Raw genomic sequence first — 15,288 nt, forward strand, 5'->3', positions numbered from 1 at the left:
GCCTGCTAACACTTCTATACAATGAATCGACAGTCTCCTATAAAAGTTCTATTATTATACCCCACCTTTCCTGCTATCAACAGATCCGCTCGATCGAAACCGCTGGCCCGCCGCGTTCGGCGGCCAACAACATACAAAAAGCCCGAAGCGCGCCGATCCGGCGGGGGCCGGCATTCGCTCTCAGGGCAAGGGATAACGGGTTATACGGAAGCAATTTCTTCTCTTCCGGCTCTGTTTCCGGCAGACTGGCTGGCTTGTTCCTCCGGGGCCGGCATTGCTTTTTTGGCCCGGTATTCGAAGTAAGGCACCGCGCACAAGCACAATAAGGAGATCGCGATCAAGCCGACGAAAATCGGCCCCCGAAGACTTTCGACCGACAGCACGATCAGCAGCGTCGCGATCCGGGTTACGCAGATAAGCGTTTCTCTCCATACCAGCAGTCCCGCCTGACCGGATTTGGAATAAGGCTTGATCAGCTTGAACTGCATCGTATTCCACGCCGCCCCAAAGCAAAACATGCCCACCGCCGTCAGCAGATTCGAAACGATCAGCACCGGCTTGACCGGCACGAGCACGATCAGAAAGCCGCACGCAAGCAGCAGACAGCCGGCCCCCAGCAGCGTATGGTCCTGAAGCCGCAGCTTCCGGTAAGCGAGCAGTCCGAGCAGCGTGGCGAGCGTGTACAAGGCGTTCAGCCCCGCAATCCAGAACTTGTTCTCCGTCACGCTGAAGGTGAAGATCAGCAGAAACAGCTGCTGGAATTGAAGAAACACGCCGGCCGCCAAATTCGAAGCCGAAAACCAGCGTAAGCTCGGATTGCCCGATACGACACTGCGATACCAGCCCAACACGGACGGTCTGACCTCCCGGATTTCCGCGCGAAGCGAAATTTTCGGCATCGCAAACGAGAACAGCAGCATCACCACGAGAAATACTAACATCAGCACGAATGTGCTGGAATATCCGAAATAATGAATCGCGATCGCCGACAGCAGCGGAACCGCCAAGGTCACAACCTGCTGAATGCTTCCCGCCGCCGTAAAATAGTGGCCCAGCTCCGCGCTGCTGCCGCTCATCGAGACGCTCAAGTTTTGCGCCGCGCTGAAAAATCCATACATGATACCAACAGGTATGCCTATACACGCTATCCAAACCAGCCGGTTGTCCAGCTCGACAAAGGAAAGCAGCGCAAAAGCGGTCCCGCCCGAAGCGGCCGAGATCCCCAGCAGCACCCGGATCGTGAACCGGGACAACAAATGCGCCGCGGCGGCAAATGCGAACGCCCAAGTGAGAAACATCAGCAGATTAAACCAGGCCACATCGAAAATAAGCCGGTGCTTCTCCCAAATAAACAAATTGACGAATATCCCTACATACACAAAAATCGTATAGCTCATCATGTTCATGACGAGCCATTTTTTCAATGCGCCTGACATCGCTGCTCCTCTTTCCGATCGTACTAAAGCTCTCCCACCCGAACACGCTTTCCTGCGCGGGTTCTCAGCTCCCGGGAGTCCTCATCCAGTATACTATCGAAGCCGATTTTTTACATCGGGGCGGCGGCTGCAGACGGATCTAAATTCGCGCGCGCGTATATGCGGGCCGTCCCCTTGTGTCGGCATATCGGGCGAAGGCGGCAAGTGGCCGAAATACGGCCCGAAATCCCGGTTTTCATCGATTCCTCCGGTACTACGGTTGCCTTTTCCGGTACTTTTATTACTACTTGGGCGGGAGGGCCGCTTGGGCGACAGGAATCGGAGCGGCGGCGCGGAAATACATGTTCCTACGAACCGAAGGAGGCTGTACGATGAGCGGAATTCATATTCATCCGCACGACATTTTGGACGAAGGCCCGTCCGCGATTATGGAGCGGGTTGGGCGGATGGACGGGGTCCGGTATTTGCTGCCCGAGATGAACACCATTTTCGAGCGCAATCCGTATCCGTTGGGCGTACTTCCGCATAATCCGGTCCATCCGGTCGTGATGGGGACGGGGACGTTCCATGTCCCGCTGCGTACGCGCGAATTGTATCCGCGGCTGTATCAGAAGGAAGATGCAACGCTCTCGGAAGGAGCCGATTCGCTGGCGGTTTTGCTGGAAGCGGTTAAAGGAACTTCGTATGAGGTCGTGCCATGGGTCAATTTGCTGAACGGTCACTTTAAAGGGGATGTGGAAGCGAACGGGGTTTTCGACTTCCGCGGACGTCCGGTTGACCATTGGCTGTGCCCGAACGGTCCCGATGTCGTCGGCATGTGGACCGAGGTGCTGGCGGCCACGAGCGAACGATACGGCTGCACGACGTTTTTGCTTGACCGGATTCGTTACCCCGATTGGGCCGGCAAAACGGTCAATCCCAGCGGTATCTTCAGCTGCTTCTGCGACCGGTGCCGCGCCAAAATGGACGATCAAGGCATTAATACCGATCTGCTGCAACTCGATATGGTGCTGATTGCTTCGCTGCTGTCGGCCAAAGAGTTCGATCAGGCAGTTGACGTGATGACGACGTCCGAAAGCATGCAGGCCTGGGTGCGGTTTAAACAGGACAACGTTTCCGAGTTTATCGAAAAGCTGACCGCTTCTCTGGCGGAGCGCAATCCGGCCATCGTCTGCTGGCTCGATTTGTGGCCGCCATCTTACGCCTGGCTGCTCGGCCAGGACTATACCCGGCTGACCCGGGTGTCCCCGGCGCTCAAACATTTTCCGTATCACAAATTGGGAGGAGGCGCGGACGTCCAGGGATTGATCCGCTATTTCGCCTCGACCCCGGAAGAGCAGGAACACGCATTCCGCGCGTTTCAACGGCTGTTCGGCATGAGCTATCCGATAACGTACGAGCAGTTTGTCCGCCAAGGCTTCCCGATCGAATTCGTCGGCATCGAAAATGACAAGGTGCGCCGCCAGTCGCAGCCGGGCACCTATATTTTCAGCGGCATCCAGATGTGGAATCTGTCCACCGGGGAGCTTATCCAAGCAATCGGGGAAGCCCGCCGCAGCGCCGCGGACGATTTGCTGTATTATTGCTACGGCTGGGCCGGCGACGAATTGTTCGACGCGGCCGGCGCGAGCAGCGCTCGGGAACGGCGTTGAGCCGTTAAAGCGGATCAGGGAAGGCGTGGCGGTTGGTGGTTTGTGGTTGGTGGTTGGCGGTTGGCTCCTGAACCATGCTGATGACACCATGCATCGCAAGCTTGCCGAACCGAGGCAAAAAACAAATAAGAGCCTTTTGTACCCTCTATCTTCGGCATATGGGGAAGTTGAGCGATAATAAAGGCGGTTTGCGGCTCTTATTTAGCCCGAATGTTAGTAAAGTACCATTAGTGGCCGAATATACGAGCTGCAAAACGCTCTTATTTTCCCGACAGCCCCGGTTTCCGGTAAAATAAGGGGTACAAACCACCCTAATCGTCATTTCCACCGTCCACCAGGGTTGTGTTGCAATCCATCCTACAAATCCTGCGACAGACGCACCATATCCGTCACCTGGATGCCGTTCTCGAATAAAGGTTCCTCATAATGACGCAGGAAAAAGTCGCGGTCGATCCCGACCATGCGGAATCCGCACTTCTGGTACAACGCCAACTGATCGACGCTGGAATTGCCGGTGCCGACCTCGATCGTCTGATACCCTTCTTCTTTGGCCTGCCGAACCGCATGCCGGACAAGCTGCTTGCCGATCCCTTTCCCCTGATGCTCTTCGCGAACGGATACGTTGACCAGTTCCACCGTCGCCGGCCTCGTAGGCAGCAGCACGTACACGCCGACGATTTCGCCGGAATCGATCGCGACATAACTCGTTCCTCTCTGCAAATAACCTTCAACCAGCTGCTTGGAAGGGTCTGCATTCAACATCAGCTCCATCGGCGGTTGTTCGCCTTCCCCCAACATTCGAATATCCATCCTAATCTCCTTTCCTAGTCCTATCTCTATCCAAGCTCGTTACTCGTGATGGCTGGCGCCGCCCGCCCCCATAGTGCGAATATACTCTTCCGGCGACCGTCCGAGCACCGCTTTGAAATCTTTGATGAAATGAGCTTGGTCGTAATAGCCCAGATCCACCGACAGCTGGGCCCAATCCGGTATCAGCCCCTTCTCCATCTGCATCGCCGCCTCGTGCAGCCGATACCGCTGAATGACCCATTTCGAGTGACCCCCACGTACTTATCGAACAACCGCTGAATCGTGCGTTTGTTATATCCGAAGCGCGACACGACATCGTCCACCTTCGTAATGGCCCGTTCCCGCTCAATCGTCTCGACGATCCGGCATGCCAGATCGAGGCTGTCATCCGCGTGCGGCAGCCTTTCACGAAAAAACCGTTCTGCCGCCTCCACCACCCCGGCATCATCAGCCGCTGACAGCACGTGCTCCTCGACGGGCCGGGCGTCGCAGCCGAACGCTTCCTCGAAACGGACGGAACGGCCGGTCAGCCCGGATACGGGCGATTGCCAGAACGGATAAAAGCCGCCAGGCTTAAACATGACCCCCAGCACCATTCCCTCGTCGTACAGCAACTGGGAAGATGTTTGTAAAGGAATGCCGTAAATCCGCGTGTTTTCTTTCTCAAATACAAGATTAACATTCGGATGCGATAGGACGACTTGACGGTAAGGCGGTTCTCCTCTCAAATCCCAGCGCGCCACCCAATACCGAAGGATGAAGGGCGCAAGCTCCGGCGATGGAGCGTGGCGGGTGATAAGAAATTTATGTTTGCCCGCTTCCTGATTCAAAATGCCCTTGCCGGAATGGTCCACGTTCGTCTGCATACCTGCTCCTCCCCGCTCCGCCGTCCTCATCCGGCGATGAGGAGCGCTGTCGCGTTTTTACAATACAGCCTGTACGACGCTGATCTAAGATGTACATTATCAAACGGATAGCGGATTGTGCAACGTATCTGTCCTTCGAATCCGTATAAGGAGGCCGAATCGCCAATGGAACAAACATTTATCACGTATATAGGAGCGACACCCGAACACATTTGGGACATTCTGACGAAGCCGGAGTATGTGAAGCAAATCTTTTTCGGCAGCGTCCTCCAATCCACGTTCGAGCCGGGAAGCCCCTTCCAATACGTCGGTCCGGGAAGCAACGGCGAAGAAACGGTTCACGTATACGGCACCGTGCTCGTATTCGAGCCTTACCGGCTGATGAGTTTTCTGGAGCATCCGGGACCGTCCTATTACGCCGATCACGCCGAGCTGGAATCGAGAATTACGATGACGCTCGAACCGGTCGGCGACTGCACCAAACTGGTGCTCGTCAACGATCAATGGACGCCCAACCATCCGTCCCAAGCCAAAACGCCGGAATCGTGGCCGGTTGTGCTGAGCAATATTAAAACGTTGGCGGAGACGGGCAAGACTTTGAATTTGGGCATATCACCAACGAACGAACTGTACACAAAAACCCCAGAGGTCCACAATGAGGTCCTCGGGGGTTTCTTTTATCTGAACTGATTCCTCAAGGCAGCACAATCTGCTGATCCGGGTAAATCCGGTTCGGATTCGCCAGCTTGTTGAGCTGCTGCAGCAGCTGCCAGGTTGTGCCGTACTGCTTGGCGATTCTCCACAAGCTGTCTCCCTGCTTGACGACGTATACGTTCGGCAGCGCCTCCGGAGCCGTGTCGCCGCCCGGCGCTGCTGGAGAAGCGCCGGCATCCGTACCGGCGGCTACCGTGACCCGCCCGCTCGCGCCTACGTTCACTTCGCCGGTCTTCTGAATATAGCGGATGACCGATTCTTCGAGTGACGAGTAGTCGCCGGCGAGCGGCTGGTCTTTAAACATCGTATATTGATCGCCGCCTGCCGCCATGAAGTCGTTTGTCGCCATCAGGTACGTTTTGTTCAAGTCCACAGGCTCGCTGCCGATCTGGAGCGACTGTACCCGGGCGCCCTTCGGCTTCGACGGATCGATCGCGAACGTCATGCCGCCCACATGCGGGAAGGAGCCCGCCGAATCGGGATACGCTCCGACGCCGTGCTCGAGCGCCGCCAGCAAGTCCGCGCCGGTAACGCGCTTGGTCTGAATATAGTTGCCGAACGGCAGCACCGTAATCACTTGGCCTTTCGTAATCGAACCGGCCGGGATCGAGGCCCGGATTCCGCCGCCGTTGGTGATGGCCACGTCGGCGCCGGTCTCGTCCAGCATCGCATCGGTAATCAGGTTGCCGAGGTTCGTCTCGCCTGTACGCACGTTATCGCGTTCCCCGACCAGGTTCACCGTCGAGCGGCCCACCGCTTCGGACAGCACGATCTCCTGCTCTTCCTTGACCTTCTTCACGATGTCCGCCACCGCGGGATCGGGCTGGACGGCATCCACCTGCTTGCGGCTGATTAACCGCGCTTCCTTGTTCGTTACATCTTGACCGTTCACAGTCAATTCCACGACGCCGACATTTTTGCCGTACTCGCCGGTTTGCGCGATCAGCGTGCCGCCCGCGGCACGGCCGTTCTCCAGCATCGTATGGCTGTGGCCGTCGATGATTACGTCGATCCCTTTCACCTGCTCGGCCAGCTTCAGGCTCGTGTCAACGCTCGAAGTGTCCAGCCCGAGATGGGACAGCGCCACGACGACGTCCGCTTTGCCTTCCAGCTCCGCCACCATGCGGCGGCCTTCCTCAACCGGATCGGCGAACGTTAATCCCTCGACGTTTTTCGGATGCGTCTTGTACAGCGTCTCCGGCGTCGCCAGCCCGAAGATGCCGACACGGACCCCGCCGACGGTCTTCACCACATACGGCTCCAGAAGGCGGCTGCCGTCGGCTTTGTACACGTTGGCCGCCAGCATCGGATAGTTCGCCTGACCGGCCAATTCAACGAGACGGCTGCTGCCGTAGTTGTAATCGTGGTTGCCGGTCGTCATCGCATCGAAGCCGATCGCGTTCATGATGCTGACGATGCTTTCGCCGCGCACCAGATTGGCGATCGTCTGCCCGTGCAGCGTATCGCCGGCGTCCAGCACGAGCGTGTTCGGATTGGACGCGCGAATTTCTTTTATTACGGACGACAGCTTCGCATAGCCGATATGTTCGGCCGATTCTTCCACGCGCGAGTGCATATCGTTCACATGCACGATCGAGATTTTAGTTCCTTGCTCGCCGCTACCAGCACTCCCTGATGCGGGAGTGATCTCGTATACGCCGACTGTGCCGGACACCTCGTAGCCGACGAGCAGCAGCGCGTTGCCGGTCGGGCTTTGCTCCGCCGGTACGAAGCGGAGCCCCTCCGGACCGCTGTCGCCGCCGTTCTCCTGCGTAAAGTCGCGGGAGTTGAAATAGGTGGCGAATAACGGCTTAGCCGGATCGCTTATGTCGTATACCATAATGCCGCCGACCCGCTCCAGACCGATGAACGCGTAACTCTTCCCGGCGATCTCGCCGATCTTCACGTCCTCCGGCTCCGGACCCTTGTCGTCGCTCCGGTCGTCGAAGCTGAGCTTGCTGTTGCTCGCGTTGAACTGCTTCGGCAGCACCTTCGCCGTAATCCGCTCGAAATCTTCGCCGCTGTCGTAGACGAGGCTCATATCGCTCGTATCCCAGATCGAGAACGACCGGGCGCCCAGACCGTAGATCGCGTTATATTGGCCGTCCGCACCTTGGCCCATCGTGTTCGTCATCAGCAGCCTGCCAAGCTGCGCTTCGTCGTACAGCCCGTCCTTGACCATCCCGTCCAGTTGCTCCTGCGTATAGCCTTTGTAATGCTCGGCTTTCAGAGCCAGGTTGCCGGCCTCGTCCGCGACCCGGGTCTCTTCACTGAACGTCTCGTAGTCCCTCGTATCGCCTTCGTTGGCGGTAACGAGATACGTTTTGCCCTGGGCGCTGTACGTCTCGGCTCCATCCGGCATGTACAGACCGAGCACCGGCCATGGACGAATGTTGACCGCCTTGTCTTTGTTCGACGCGTCGAATCCGTTTCCGCTGACGGAATGATCTTTGACGCCGAGTCCTTTGACTTGCGTGAATTTATTCGTCCCCAGATCCAGCACGGCAACCGCATTGTTCTCCTGCAAAGTCACATAGGCGGTTTTGCCGTCTTTCGCAACCGCGATATATTCCGGCTCGATATCGAAAGCCGCCGCCGCCCCCGGCTTGCCGATCCGGACATCATCCGCGATGACGGACGGATCGTCGAAGCGTACCGTCGTCGCCTTCGCCTGCGCCGCTCCTGCGCTAAGATCGATCACCGTGACGGAGCCTTCCGGGTCAACCGTGTAATCGGCCGACGGCTGCCCTTCATTGGCCGTAAGCACCTTACTTCCGTCCGGGGTGAAGATCAGCATGTCGGGCAGCGCTCCGACCTCGAGCACCCGGATCAGCTTGCCGTCCCGGTCGAGCAGCGCGACATGGCCGTTCTCCTGCTCCGGATCGTTCGGTACGGCTACCGCGACTACATCGCCTTTCGGGCTGACGGCCACGCTCGTAGGGCCGGTCGTCTTGCCGAGACGGGCATCCAGATCGCCGAGCGTTATTTTTTGTACGTGGGTCAAGGAGGTCAAGCTCTGTCCCGCTTTTAATCCGGACAAGTCCAGAATCTCCAGTCGCTTGTCATAACCGTTTACGACATAAGCGCGTTTCAGCCCCGCATCGTAAGCGATAATTTCCGCACCGCTCTTGTCCCATTTCGCACCGCTCGAATAACTCGCTACATGTTTGACGCCCAGCACGCCGGTGCTTTCCTGCACCCAGGACGCCGGTTCCGCCGCATACGCATAACTTCCGAACTGGGCGAAGACAAGCAGTCCCGCGACCGTCCCTGTCAGTTTTCCCCTCCACGATTTCATTCCTGTACCTCCAAAGGTTTGTATGAAGCGATCCAACGCCCTTATTGTAACGAAGGAATGTAATCGGAAAGCCGGGGATTTGTTAAGCGGATGTCAATTATGCGGACGACCGGCTGCGGCAGGCGGCGCTAAAATTGTATATATCCAACTAAGATTCTGCATGTTAACCGATTCCGGCATGTTATAAGCTAAATGGTGTAAGGCATTCCGATCACGCTGATCAGAGCAGAAAGAAGGGGAAAACGTGACCGATTTCAGCCTATTGCGCTACTACGCTCCCTCTGAAAAAAGGGACAAACCGGAGCGCGTGCAAGCCGATTTATGCATATACGGCGGATCGCCGGCCGGTATTGCTGCCGCCGTGCAAGCAAGCCGGATGGGATTAAAAGCCGTTATCGCCGAGTTCGGACAACACTTGGGCGGATTGACGGCCAGCGGGCTCGGACGGACCGACTTCGGCCACAAAACGTCGCTTGGCGGCATCGCCAAAGAGTTTTACCAAAAACTCGGGAGCCATTACGGAAGCGACGAACCGGAAGGAACAGCCTGGTTCATGGAGCCGCATGTCGCCGAACGAATTTTCACCGAATGGGTGGAACAAGCCGGCGTGCCGGTTTACTACGGACAGCACCTGTCGGGCGTGGAGAAGCAAAACGGTAAAATCGTGCAAATCACTATGGAAAACGGCAACGTATTCCGTGCCGGAGCTTTTATCGATGCGACGTACGAGGGAGACTTATTCGCCCGGGCCGGAGTCTCCTATCATGTCGGCAGAGAAGCGAACGAAGTTCATAAAGAAACGTGGAACGGCATCCAATTCGGCTCGCCTTGGCATACATTCAAAGCTTGGGTCGATCCTTTCGTAAAAGAAGGAAAACCCGACAGCGGCCTGCTATACGGCGTCTCCGACGCTGCGCCGGGCATCCAGGGGCAGGGGGACCGTTCCATCCAGGCGTACAACTTCCGGATCTGTCTGACCGACGTCCCGGACAACCGGGTCGCCTTCCCGGCGCCTTCAGGTTACGACCCCGGAAAGTTTGCGCTGTTATCCCGTTACCTTCAAGCGGGCGTATGGGACGCGCTGACCCTGCACAAGCCGATGCCGAACGGCAAAACCGATCTGAACAACTTCGGAGCGGTCAGCACCGATCATATCGGAGCGAACCATGCCTGGCCCGAAGCGGATTACGCCCAGCGCGAGCGGATGTTCCAAGAGCATGTTCATTACAATCTCGGCATGCTGCACTTTTTGGCCAACGATGAAAGCGTTCCCGAACCGGTGCGCCGGGAAGTAAGCCGCTGGGGACTGCCCGCGGACGAGTTTACAAGCACGGCCAACTGGCCTCACTACTTGTACGTCCGTGAAGGAAGACGGATGATCGGCGAAGTGGTCATGAACCAGAATCATTGTCTCAAATACTTGAAGGCGGAAGATTCCGTCGGTCTCGCTTCCTATGGCATGGACTCGCATAACTGCCGCAGGATCGTGCTGGACGGCCGCTGCGTCAACGAGGGAGACGTCGAAATACCGGTAAGCGGTCCTTACCCGATCTCGTACCGGTCCATCGTCCCGAAGGGAGACGAATGTACGAACCTGCTCGTACCGGTCTGTCTGTCTTCCTCCCATATCGCATACGGATCGATCCGGATGGAGCCGGTGTTTATGGTGCTCGGCCAATCTGCGGCTACCGCGGCGGCGCTTGCGCTGAAGGACGGCCGCGCCGTGCAGGATGTCGACTACGCCCAGCTGCGCAAACAACTGCTCCAGGACGGTCAAACTTTAGATGTCCAATAAAATGAACTGAAAAGAGGGGTCAACATGCTTAACAAACAAAAACCGTTCCGTCGAACAGCAACGCTTGCCTTGACCCTCTGTCTGTCGGCCGCCGCCTTGGCGGCCTGCAGCCAGGGGTCCGCACCTCCCGCCAGCACCGCAGGCGACAACGGTCAGCAGCCGAAGGCGCCGGAGAAACCGAAAGAGCCCGTGGAACTCGTCTTTTACGCCATTAACGGCGATCCCGAGGACAGCTTCAACTACCGGTTCGGGGACGATATCCGCAAAAAGTTTCCGGACTACACGATCAAATATATTTTCAACCAAAAAGGGATGACGCTGCCGGAGATGATCGCTTCCGGAACGCGGTTCGACATTACGTACCACGCAGTCGGGTTTTATGAAAACTTCCTGATCCCGAACGGGCTTCACTACGACATGACCGAGCTGATCAAAAAGCACGGAGTCGACCTGAACCGGTTCGAAGCCACCTCCATCGACGCCATCAAGCAGCTCTCCGGCGGTAAAATGTACAGTCTGCCCGTCTACGGCAACAATCTCGTCTTGTATTACAACAAATCGATCTTCGACAAGTTCGGCGTGCCGTATCCGAAGGAAGGGATGACCTGGAAGCAAACGATGGATCTGGCCAAAAACTTGACCCGCCAGGACGCAGGCGTACAGTATCACGGGTTCGGCATGACACCCACCTTGCTGACTCGGATGAATCCGCTTTCGATACCGAACGCCGATCTGGCATCGAATACGCCGACGATTAACAAAAACGAATCTTGGAAGCGCTTTTACCAAACGTTTTTCCTCGACCCGCAGCTTTCTCCGGGAGCGCTCCAAACGATACCTGACGTGAACACGTTCACGAAAGACAAAAATGTGGCGATGATGGCTTACCTGTCGAGCGTCATTACGATTCTGACCGATCAGTTGAAGCAGATCGACTGGGATATCGTGCCGCTGCCAAGCTTCGAAGACATTCCGGGAACCGGGTCCCAGATCAATTCGATCAACTTCGGCATTACGAACATCGCCAAAGACAAAGATGCCGCCATGGAAGTGCTCGCTTACATGACTTCGGACGAATTCCAGACCCGCTTGTCCAAAAAAGGGATTATGCCTGTGCTCAAAAACGAAGAGGTCCGCAAAGTGCTCGGATCGGAATCCGAGTTTAAGGATAAAAACTTCAAGGCGATCTTCCAGAACAAGCCGGCCCCGATTCCGCCAAAAGCGCTCTACGACGCCGAGATGGTCAATATTTACGCCAAGTACGGAACCGAAATCTGGAAAGGAACGACCGACATCAACACGGCTTCCCGCCAGGCGGAAGAAGAAGCGAAGAAAAAAATCGAGGAGTTTCTGAACAAACCGAAATAAGCTTGCGGCCGCTTGCAGCCGGCAAGTATCGTTAGTCCAAGCGGGACGATCAGCCGACATGGCCGGTTGTCCCGCTTTTCCTCTTGCAGCGCTGCCTCAAGGGGTCGCCAGACCGTTCAGCTTGCGATAATGCGAAGGGTTCATTTTACTGTAATGGGTAAAAACGCGGCTAAAATAAAATCCGTTCTCGTATCCGCACAACCGGGCGATATGATCGATCGTATATTCCGTCTGCACGAGCAGCGTCTTCGCTTTCTCCATCCGCACCGAGATCAGGTATCGGGAAGGAGCGATCCCGAACACGTGCTGAAACCTGCGGGTCAGCTGGACCGGGTGAATATGAAGCTTGGCTGCTACGTCCTGCAGCCGGATTTCGCGAAACGCATGGCGGTCGATGATCGCCTTCGCTTCCTTCATCAGCTTGTCTTCGGCCAGCAGACTGGAGATCGCCAGCGTCTCCGCATCCATCTGGAACAGCATCCAGATATCGTTGAGGAAATGCTGCTTCCATATCCCCCTTTGCGCGTGATCCATCCGTTCGAGGACGAGGAGATGCCGGAAATTGTTATACAGGCGGCTCTGCTCGCTTGTCGTATATTTAAAGGAAAACAATCGGCGAAGCAAATCGATCGAGCGCTCCTCGGCCGCCGCATCACTGTCGTGCATTTTACATATGAAATAATGAAACGATAACGGGACGATCACCTCGCGCTTGAACTCCATGGAAGGCGGGCAGAATACCACATCGCCTCCCGTCGCTTCCCCCTCCACATTATCGATCGAATAGCGAAATCGTCCGTTCTCGATGGCGAACATCGTCCAGGCCGGTTCGTTTGCGACCCGTTTCACAAATTGCGGTTTCTCTTTCCAATAATCACCGTAAATGACTGACACCGGATATGCTGTTTCCACCTGTTACCGCCTCCTGGTCTCCGTTTCCGTCACTTCCCGTTGTTTTCGACGAAAAGCCTCCCGTTTCCTCCATCCTAGGCGGTGCAAATCCGATTCATGCCAACAAAAAACCGTCCCTGCAAAATGGCAAGCAGGCAACGGTTGTTGATGCGATCCGGCGCCGGGAGTTAAGCTCCGCAGCATTTCTTGAATTTTTTGCCGCTCCCGCAGGGGCAGCGGTCGTTCCGTCCGACCTTCGCTTTCGTCGCGAAATCGAATACGACTGCTTTGGCCTCATCGTCGGACTCCCCGCCAGTTGCGGTGGCTGCCGACAGCTCGACCGAGGTGAATCCTTTGAGGAACCATTGTCTCGTACTGTTGAACAAAACGGTCGTGTAGTCCATAAACGCCCGGACCGTCTCGATGTCGCTGATGTCCAGCTGCGACTGCAGAAACTGGATGGCGTTGCCCGGGTTGTCGCCGATCCGGACCGCATATACGCATTCCTCCACGAGACTGTCCGCTCTTTCCCGGTCGACCTCGTATTCTCTCCGGATATAGTCGCTCATCGCCTGGAAGCCCGGATTCCGGTCGACGAATCCCGGTTCTCCCGCTAGCAGCAGCTGCTCCTTGGTGAACGGGTAGAACGGTATAGACGCCCTCGCCTCCTGCTCCTGCTTGACTTTGCCGGAGTCCCATACCCGGATATTGGAATACCCGAGCTTGTCCAATTTGATCTCCGAATAATACCCGACGGAGTGTTCGATTACCGAGATAAACTCGATCCGGTCAACCTCTTCACCGGTATAACGCGCGATCAGAGCGAGCAGCTCGTCCTCGGTCAGCGTACCGTAATAATACAGCATTCCTTGCGTAAGCTTGATCCACGTCGTATTGCGCTGCGCCGAATCCCGGTACGCCTTGGGAGACAACTCGCGGAAGCTGTAGAGGATCTCCTCCGGCATGACGAGAGAGCGTTTGCCGTTCACCGTCCCGGAGAACAGGATTCCCCAGCTTGTAAAATACTGAACCTGACGGTTGTCCAGCGTCGATACGGCGACGCCGCCGCGCTCCGCAACTTGCTTGATGACCGCCAATCGAGCGTCGTCCAGCTTCGATACATACGAATGCAGCCGCTCCGGGATGTTTCGCTCCAGCACGCCGATCAGATCCTGCTTCTTCAAGGAGCTTGCTCCTGTTATATGATGATTCGACCGGATGGCCGACAATTCTTGCTTGTTCAGTCTGGAAAGCCCGCCCGCCAAGCCGATCGGCGCCTCGATGTCCGCCCACCGCTTCTCGTCTTCCTTGCTCTCCATTTTTCGTCTGCTTTCTTTGGCAGCTTGCAAGGCGTTAAGCAGTTGCTGTTCTTCCTTCTTGCTCAGTTGTTTATTCATGCTACACCCTTTCCGAAAACGGCGAATCCTATCTCTGTAAGCCGCCGAGCTCCTTACTGAAATCCTGGTTCATCCTGTCCAATTAGCCGAACTATATAATACCAGTATCCCCGGGCAGGAGCAAGACCCGGATTCGGGTGACGTTCCGGCCCCGCCTCAGTGCGGCGGTCGCCAGGTCTGTGAACAAGATAGACTTCCGCTATGTCACACATCCCGGAATGCGTCATAATGTACAACTATCGGCGCCAATCGGAACCGAATCCGTGCGGGTTAGGATGGAGAAAGGGGGAACGCCAATGATCGGCCTGGTAAGTTATGCCACTCCGCGGTTTTTCGCATCACAGGACAAATTGGAGCAGTCCGCTCTCCGTTACGGAGCGGACCGTGTGTTTGCTTATCGGGAAGAAGATCTGCTCGCCTCTTCGTTTTACCGGGACAATCAGTCCATTCTCCGGCAGCCGCGGGGAGCCGGCTATTGGATCTGGAAGCCCTATTATATTTTGCAGGCGATGTCGGCTATGAAGCCCGGTGATACGATCATCTACAGCGACGCCGGCATCGAGATTATCAGGCCGCTGGACCCGCTGATCCGGCTGTGCCGCGAACAAGGGATCGTCCTGTTCCAAACCCATAACCAGCTCAACCGGATGTGGACGAAACGGGACTGCTTCGTGCTGATGGACTGCGATTCCAGCCGGTACTGGGACGCACAGCAGCTGATGGGCTCGTTCTCGCTGTATCTCAATAACGACCGGTGCCGGAAATTTGTCCAGCAATGGCTGGACTACTGCTGCAACGAACAAATCGTGACTGACAGTCCCAACCGCTGCGGCTTGCCCAATCTGCCTGAATTCCAGGATCACCGGCACGATCAGTCCGTGCTGTCGCTGCTGGCTGTCAAGCAGAAAATCGAGATTTTCCGTTCGCCAAGCCAGCAGGGCAACCGGTACAAGATGAAATCGTTCCGCCATCCCGGAGAATGCCGCAAATATGCGTCCAAGCCGTACCGCAATTCCCGCTACGATACGCTGCTCAACCATCATCGCGCCAAATAAGGCTGC

General features: G+C 56.4%; 11 protein-coding genes and 1 pseudogene. 5 read left to right on the forward strand and 7 right to left on the reverse strand.

Annotated elements, in window-relative coordinates; all coding sequences use genetic code 11:
* Positions 1–200: 200 nt before the first annotated feature.
* On the reverse strand, positions 201–1,436 hold the full coding sequence (locus tag PV433_RS24235; protein ID WP_332074606.1) for an MFS transporter: 1,236 nt from the start codon (positions 1,434–1,436) through the stop codon (positions 201–203).
* Between the two features lie 371 nt (positions 1,437–1,807).
* Here PV433_RS24235 and PV433_RS24240 point away from each other — a divergent pair, with 371 nt between their 5' ends.
* Positions 1,808–3,088 (forward strand): hypothetical protein, encoded by a 1,281-nt coding sequence (locus PV433_RS24240; RefSeq protein WP_332074607.1) that lies wholly within the window; start codon positions 1,808–1,810, stop codon positions 3,086–3,088.
* A 357-nt stretch (positions 3,089–3,445) separates the two neighbouring features.
* Here the strand turns inward: PV433_RS24240 and PV433_RS24245 are convergent, their stop codons facing one another.
* The 3 genes from PV433_RS24245 to PV433_RS24255 are packed head-to-tail and all read right to left on the reverse strand — an operon-like array spanning position 3,446 to position 4,764.
* The gene (locus PV433_RS24245) at positions 3,446–3,898 is read right to left on the reverse strand and encodes a GNAT family N-acetyltransferase (RefSeq protein WP_332074608.1); all 453 of its coding nucleotides are present in this window, start codon (positions 3,896–3,898) and stop codon (positions 3,446–3,448) included.
* Positions 3,899–3,937: 39 nt separating this feature from the next.
* Positions 3,938–4,096: an AraC family transcriptional regulator gene (locus PV433_RS24250; RefSeq protein WP_332074609.1), complete on the reverse strand. Its 159-nt coding sequence runs from the start codon at positions 4,094–4,096 to the stop codon at positions 3,938–3,940.
* A complete protein-coding gene (locus tag PV433_RS24255; protein WP_332074610.1) occupies positions 4,081–4,764 on the reverse strand; it encodes a DUF6597 domain-containing transcriptional factor in 684 nt (227 codons plus the stop codon). The genes PV433_RS24250 and PV433_RS24255 overlap by 16 nt, the downstream gene beginning before the upstream one ends.
* A gap of 165 nt (positions 4,765–4,929) precedes the next feature.
* Between PV433_RS24255 and PV433_RS24260 the strand changes: the two are divergent.
* Positions 4,930–5,373, forward strand: a pseudogene (locus PV433_RS24260) (SRPBCC family protein); the annotation flags it as partial.
* Between the two features lie 85 nt (positions 5,374–5,458).
* Here PV433_RS24260 and PV433_RS24265 read toward each other — a convergent pair.
* Positions 5,459–8,776, reverse strand: coding sequence for a choice-of-anchor I family protein (locus PV433_RS24265; RefSeq protein ID WP_332074611.1), 3,318 nt, complete (start codon positions 8,774–8,776; stop codon positions 5,459–5,461).
* Positions 8,777–9,020: 244 nt separating this feature from the next.
* Between PV433_RS24265 and PV433_RS24270 the strand changes: the two genes are divergently transcribed.
* Together PV433_RS24270 and PV433_RS24275 are read left to right on the forward strand one after the other, a co-directional pair.
* On the forward strand, positions 9,021–10,571 hold the full coding sequence (locus PV433_RS24270; protein ID WP_332074612.1) for an FAD-dependent oxidoreductase: 1,551 nt from the start codon (positions 9,021–9,023) through the stop codon (positions 10,569–10,571).
* Between the two features lie 24 nt (positions 10,572–10,595).
* Positions 10,596–11,939: an ABC transporter substrate-binding protein gene (locus PV433_RS24275; RefSeq protein WP_332074613.1), complete on the forward strand. Its 1,344-nt coding sequence runs from the start codon at positions 10,596–10,598 to the stop codon at positions 11,937–11,939.
* Positions 11,940–12,035: 96 nt separating this feature from the next.
* Here the strand turns inward: PV433_RS24275 and PV433_RS24280 are convergent, their stop codons facing one another.
* Both PV433_RS24280 and PV433_RS24285 read right to left on the reverse strand, forming a co-directional pair.
* Positions 12,036–12,851, reverse strand: coding sequence for an AraC family transcriptional regulator (locus PV433_RS24280; RefSeq protein ID WP_332074614.1), 816 nt, complete (start codon positions 12,849–12,851; stop codon positions 12,036–12,038).
* Positions 12,852–13,018: 167 nt separating this feature from the next.
* Positions 13,019–14,227: a YecA family protein gene (locus PV433_RS24285; RefSeq protein WP_332074615.1), complete on the reverse strand. Its 1,209-nt coding sequence runs from the start codon at positions 14,225–14,227 to the stop codon at positions 13,019–13,021.
* A 296-nt stretch (positions 14,228–14,523) separates the two neighbouring features.
* Here PV433_RS24285 and PV433_RS24290 point away from each other — a divergent pair, with 296 nt between their 5' ends.
* Positions 14,524–15,282, forward strand: coding sequence for a hypothetical protein (locus tag PV433_RS24290; protein ID WP_332074616.1), 759 nt, complete (start codon positions 14,524–14,526; stop codon positions 15,280–15,282).
* The last annotated feature ends 6 nt before the right edge of the window (positions 15,283–15,288 follow it).

It is taken from the genome of Paenibacillus sp. GYB004, assembly GCF_036577605.1.
In the GTDB taxonomy this organism is placed as follows: Bacteria; Bacillota; Bacilli; order Paenibacillales; family NBRC-103111; genus Paenibacillus_AB; species Paenibacillus_AB oceani.

Bases quoted from the DNA above. Each gene is read 5' to 3' on its own strand.
- PV433_RS24235 (WP_332074606.1), bottom strand. From the start codon at position 1,436: ATGTCAGGCGCATTGAAAAAATGGCTCGTCATGAACATGATGAGCTAT.
- PV433_RS24240 (WP_332074607.1), top strand. From the start codon at position 1,808: ATGAGCGGAATTCATATTCATCCGCACGACATTTTGGACGAAGGCCCG.
- PV433_RS24245 (WP_332074608.1), bottom strand. From the start codon at position 3,898: ATGGATATTCGAATGTTGGGGGAAGGCGAACAACCGCCGATGGAGCTG.
- PV433_RS24250 (WP_332074609.1), bottom strand. From the start codon at position 4,096: ATGGAGAAGGGGCTGATACCGGATTGGGCCCAGCTGTCGGTGGATCTG.
- PV433_RS24255 (WP_332074610.1), bottom strand. From the start codon at position 4,764: ATGCAGACGAACGTGGACCATTCCGGCAAGGGCATTTTGAATCAGGAA.
- PV433_RS24265 (WP_332074611.1), bottom strand. From the start codon at position 8,776: ATGAAATCGTGGAGGGGAAAACTGACAGGGACGGTCGCGGGACTGCTT.
- PV433_RS24275 (WP_332074613.1), top strand. From the start codon at position 10,596: ATGCTTAACAAACAAAAACCGTTCCGTCGAACAGCAACGCTTGCCTTG.
- PV433_RS24285 (WP_332074615.1), bottom strand. From the start codon at position 14,227: ATGAATAAACAACTGAGCAAGAAGGAAGAACAGCAACTGCTTAACGCC.
- PV433_RS24290 (WP_332074616.1), top strand. From the start codon at position 14,524: ATGATCGGCCTGGTAAGTTATGCCACTCCGCGGTTTTTCGCATCACAG.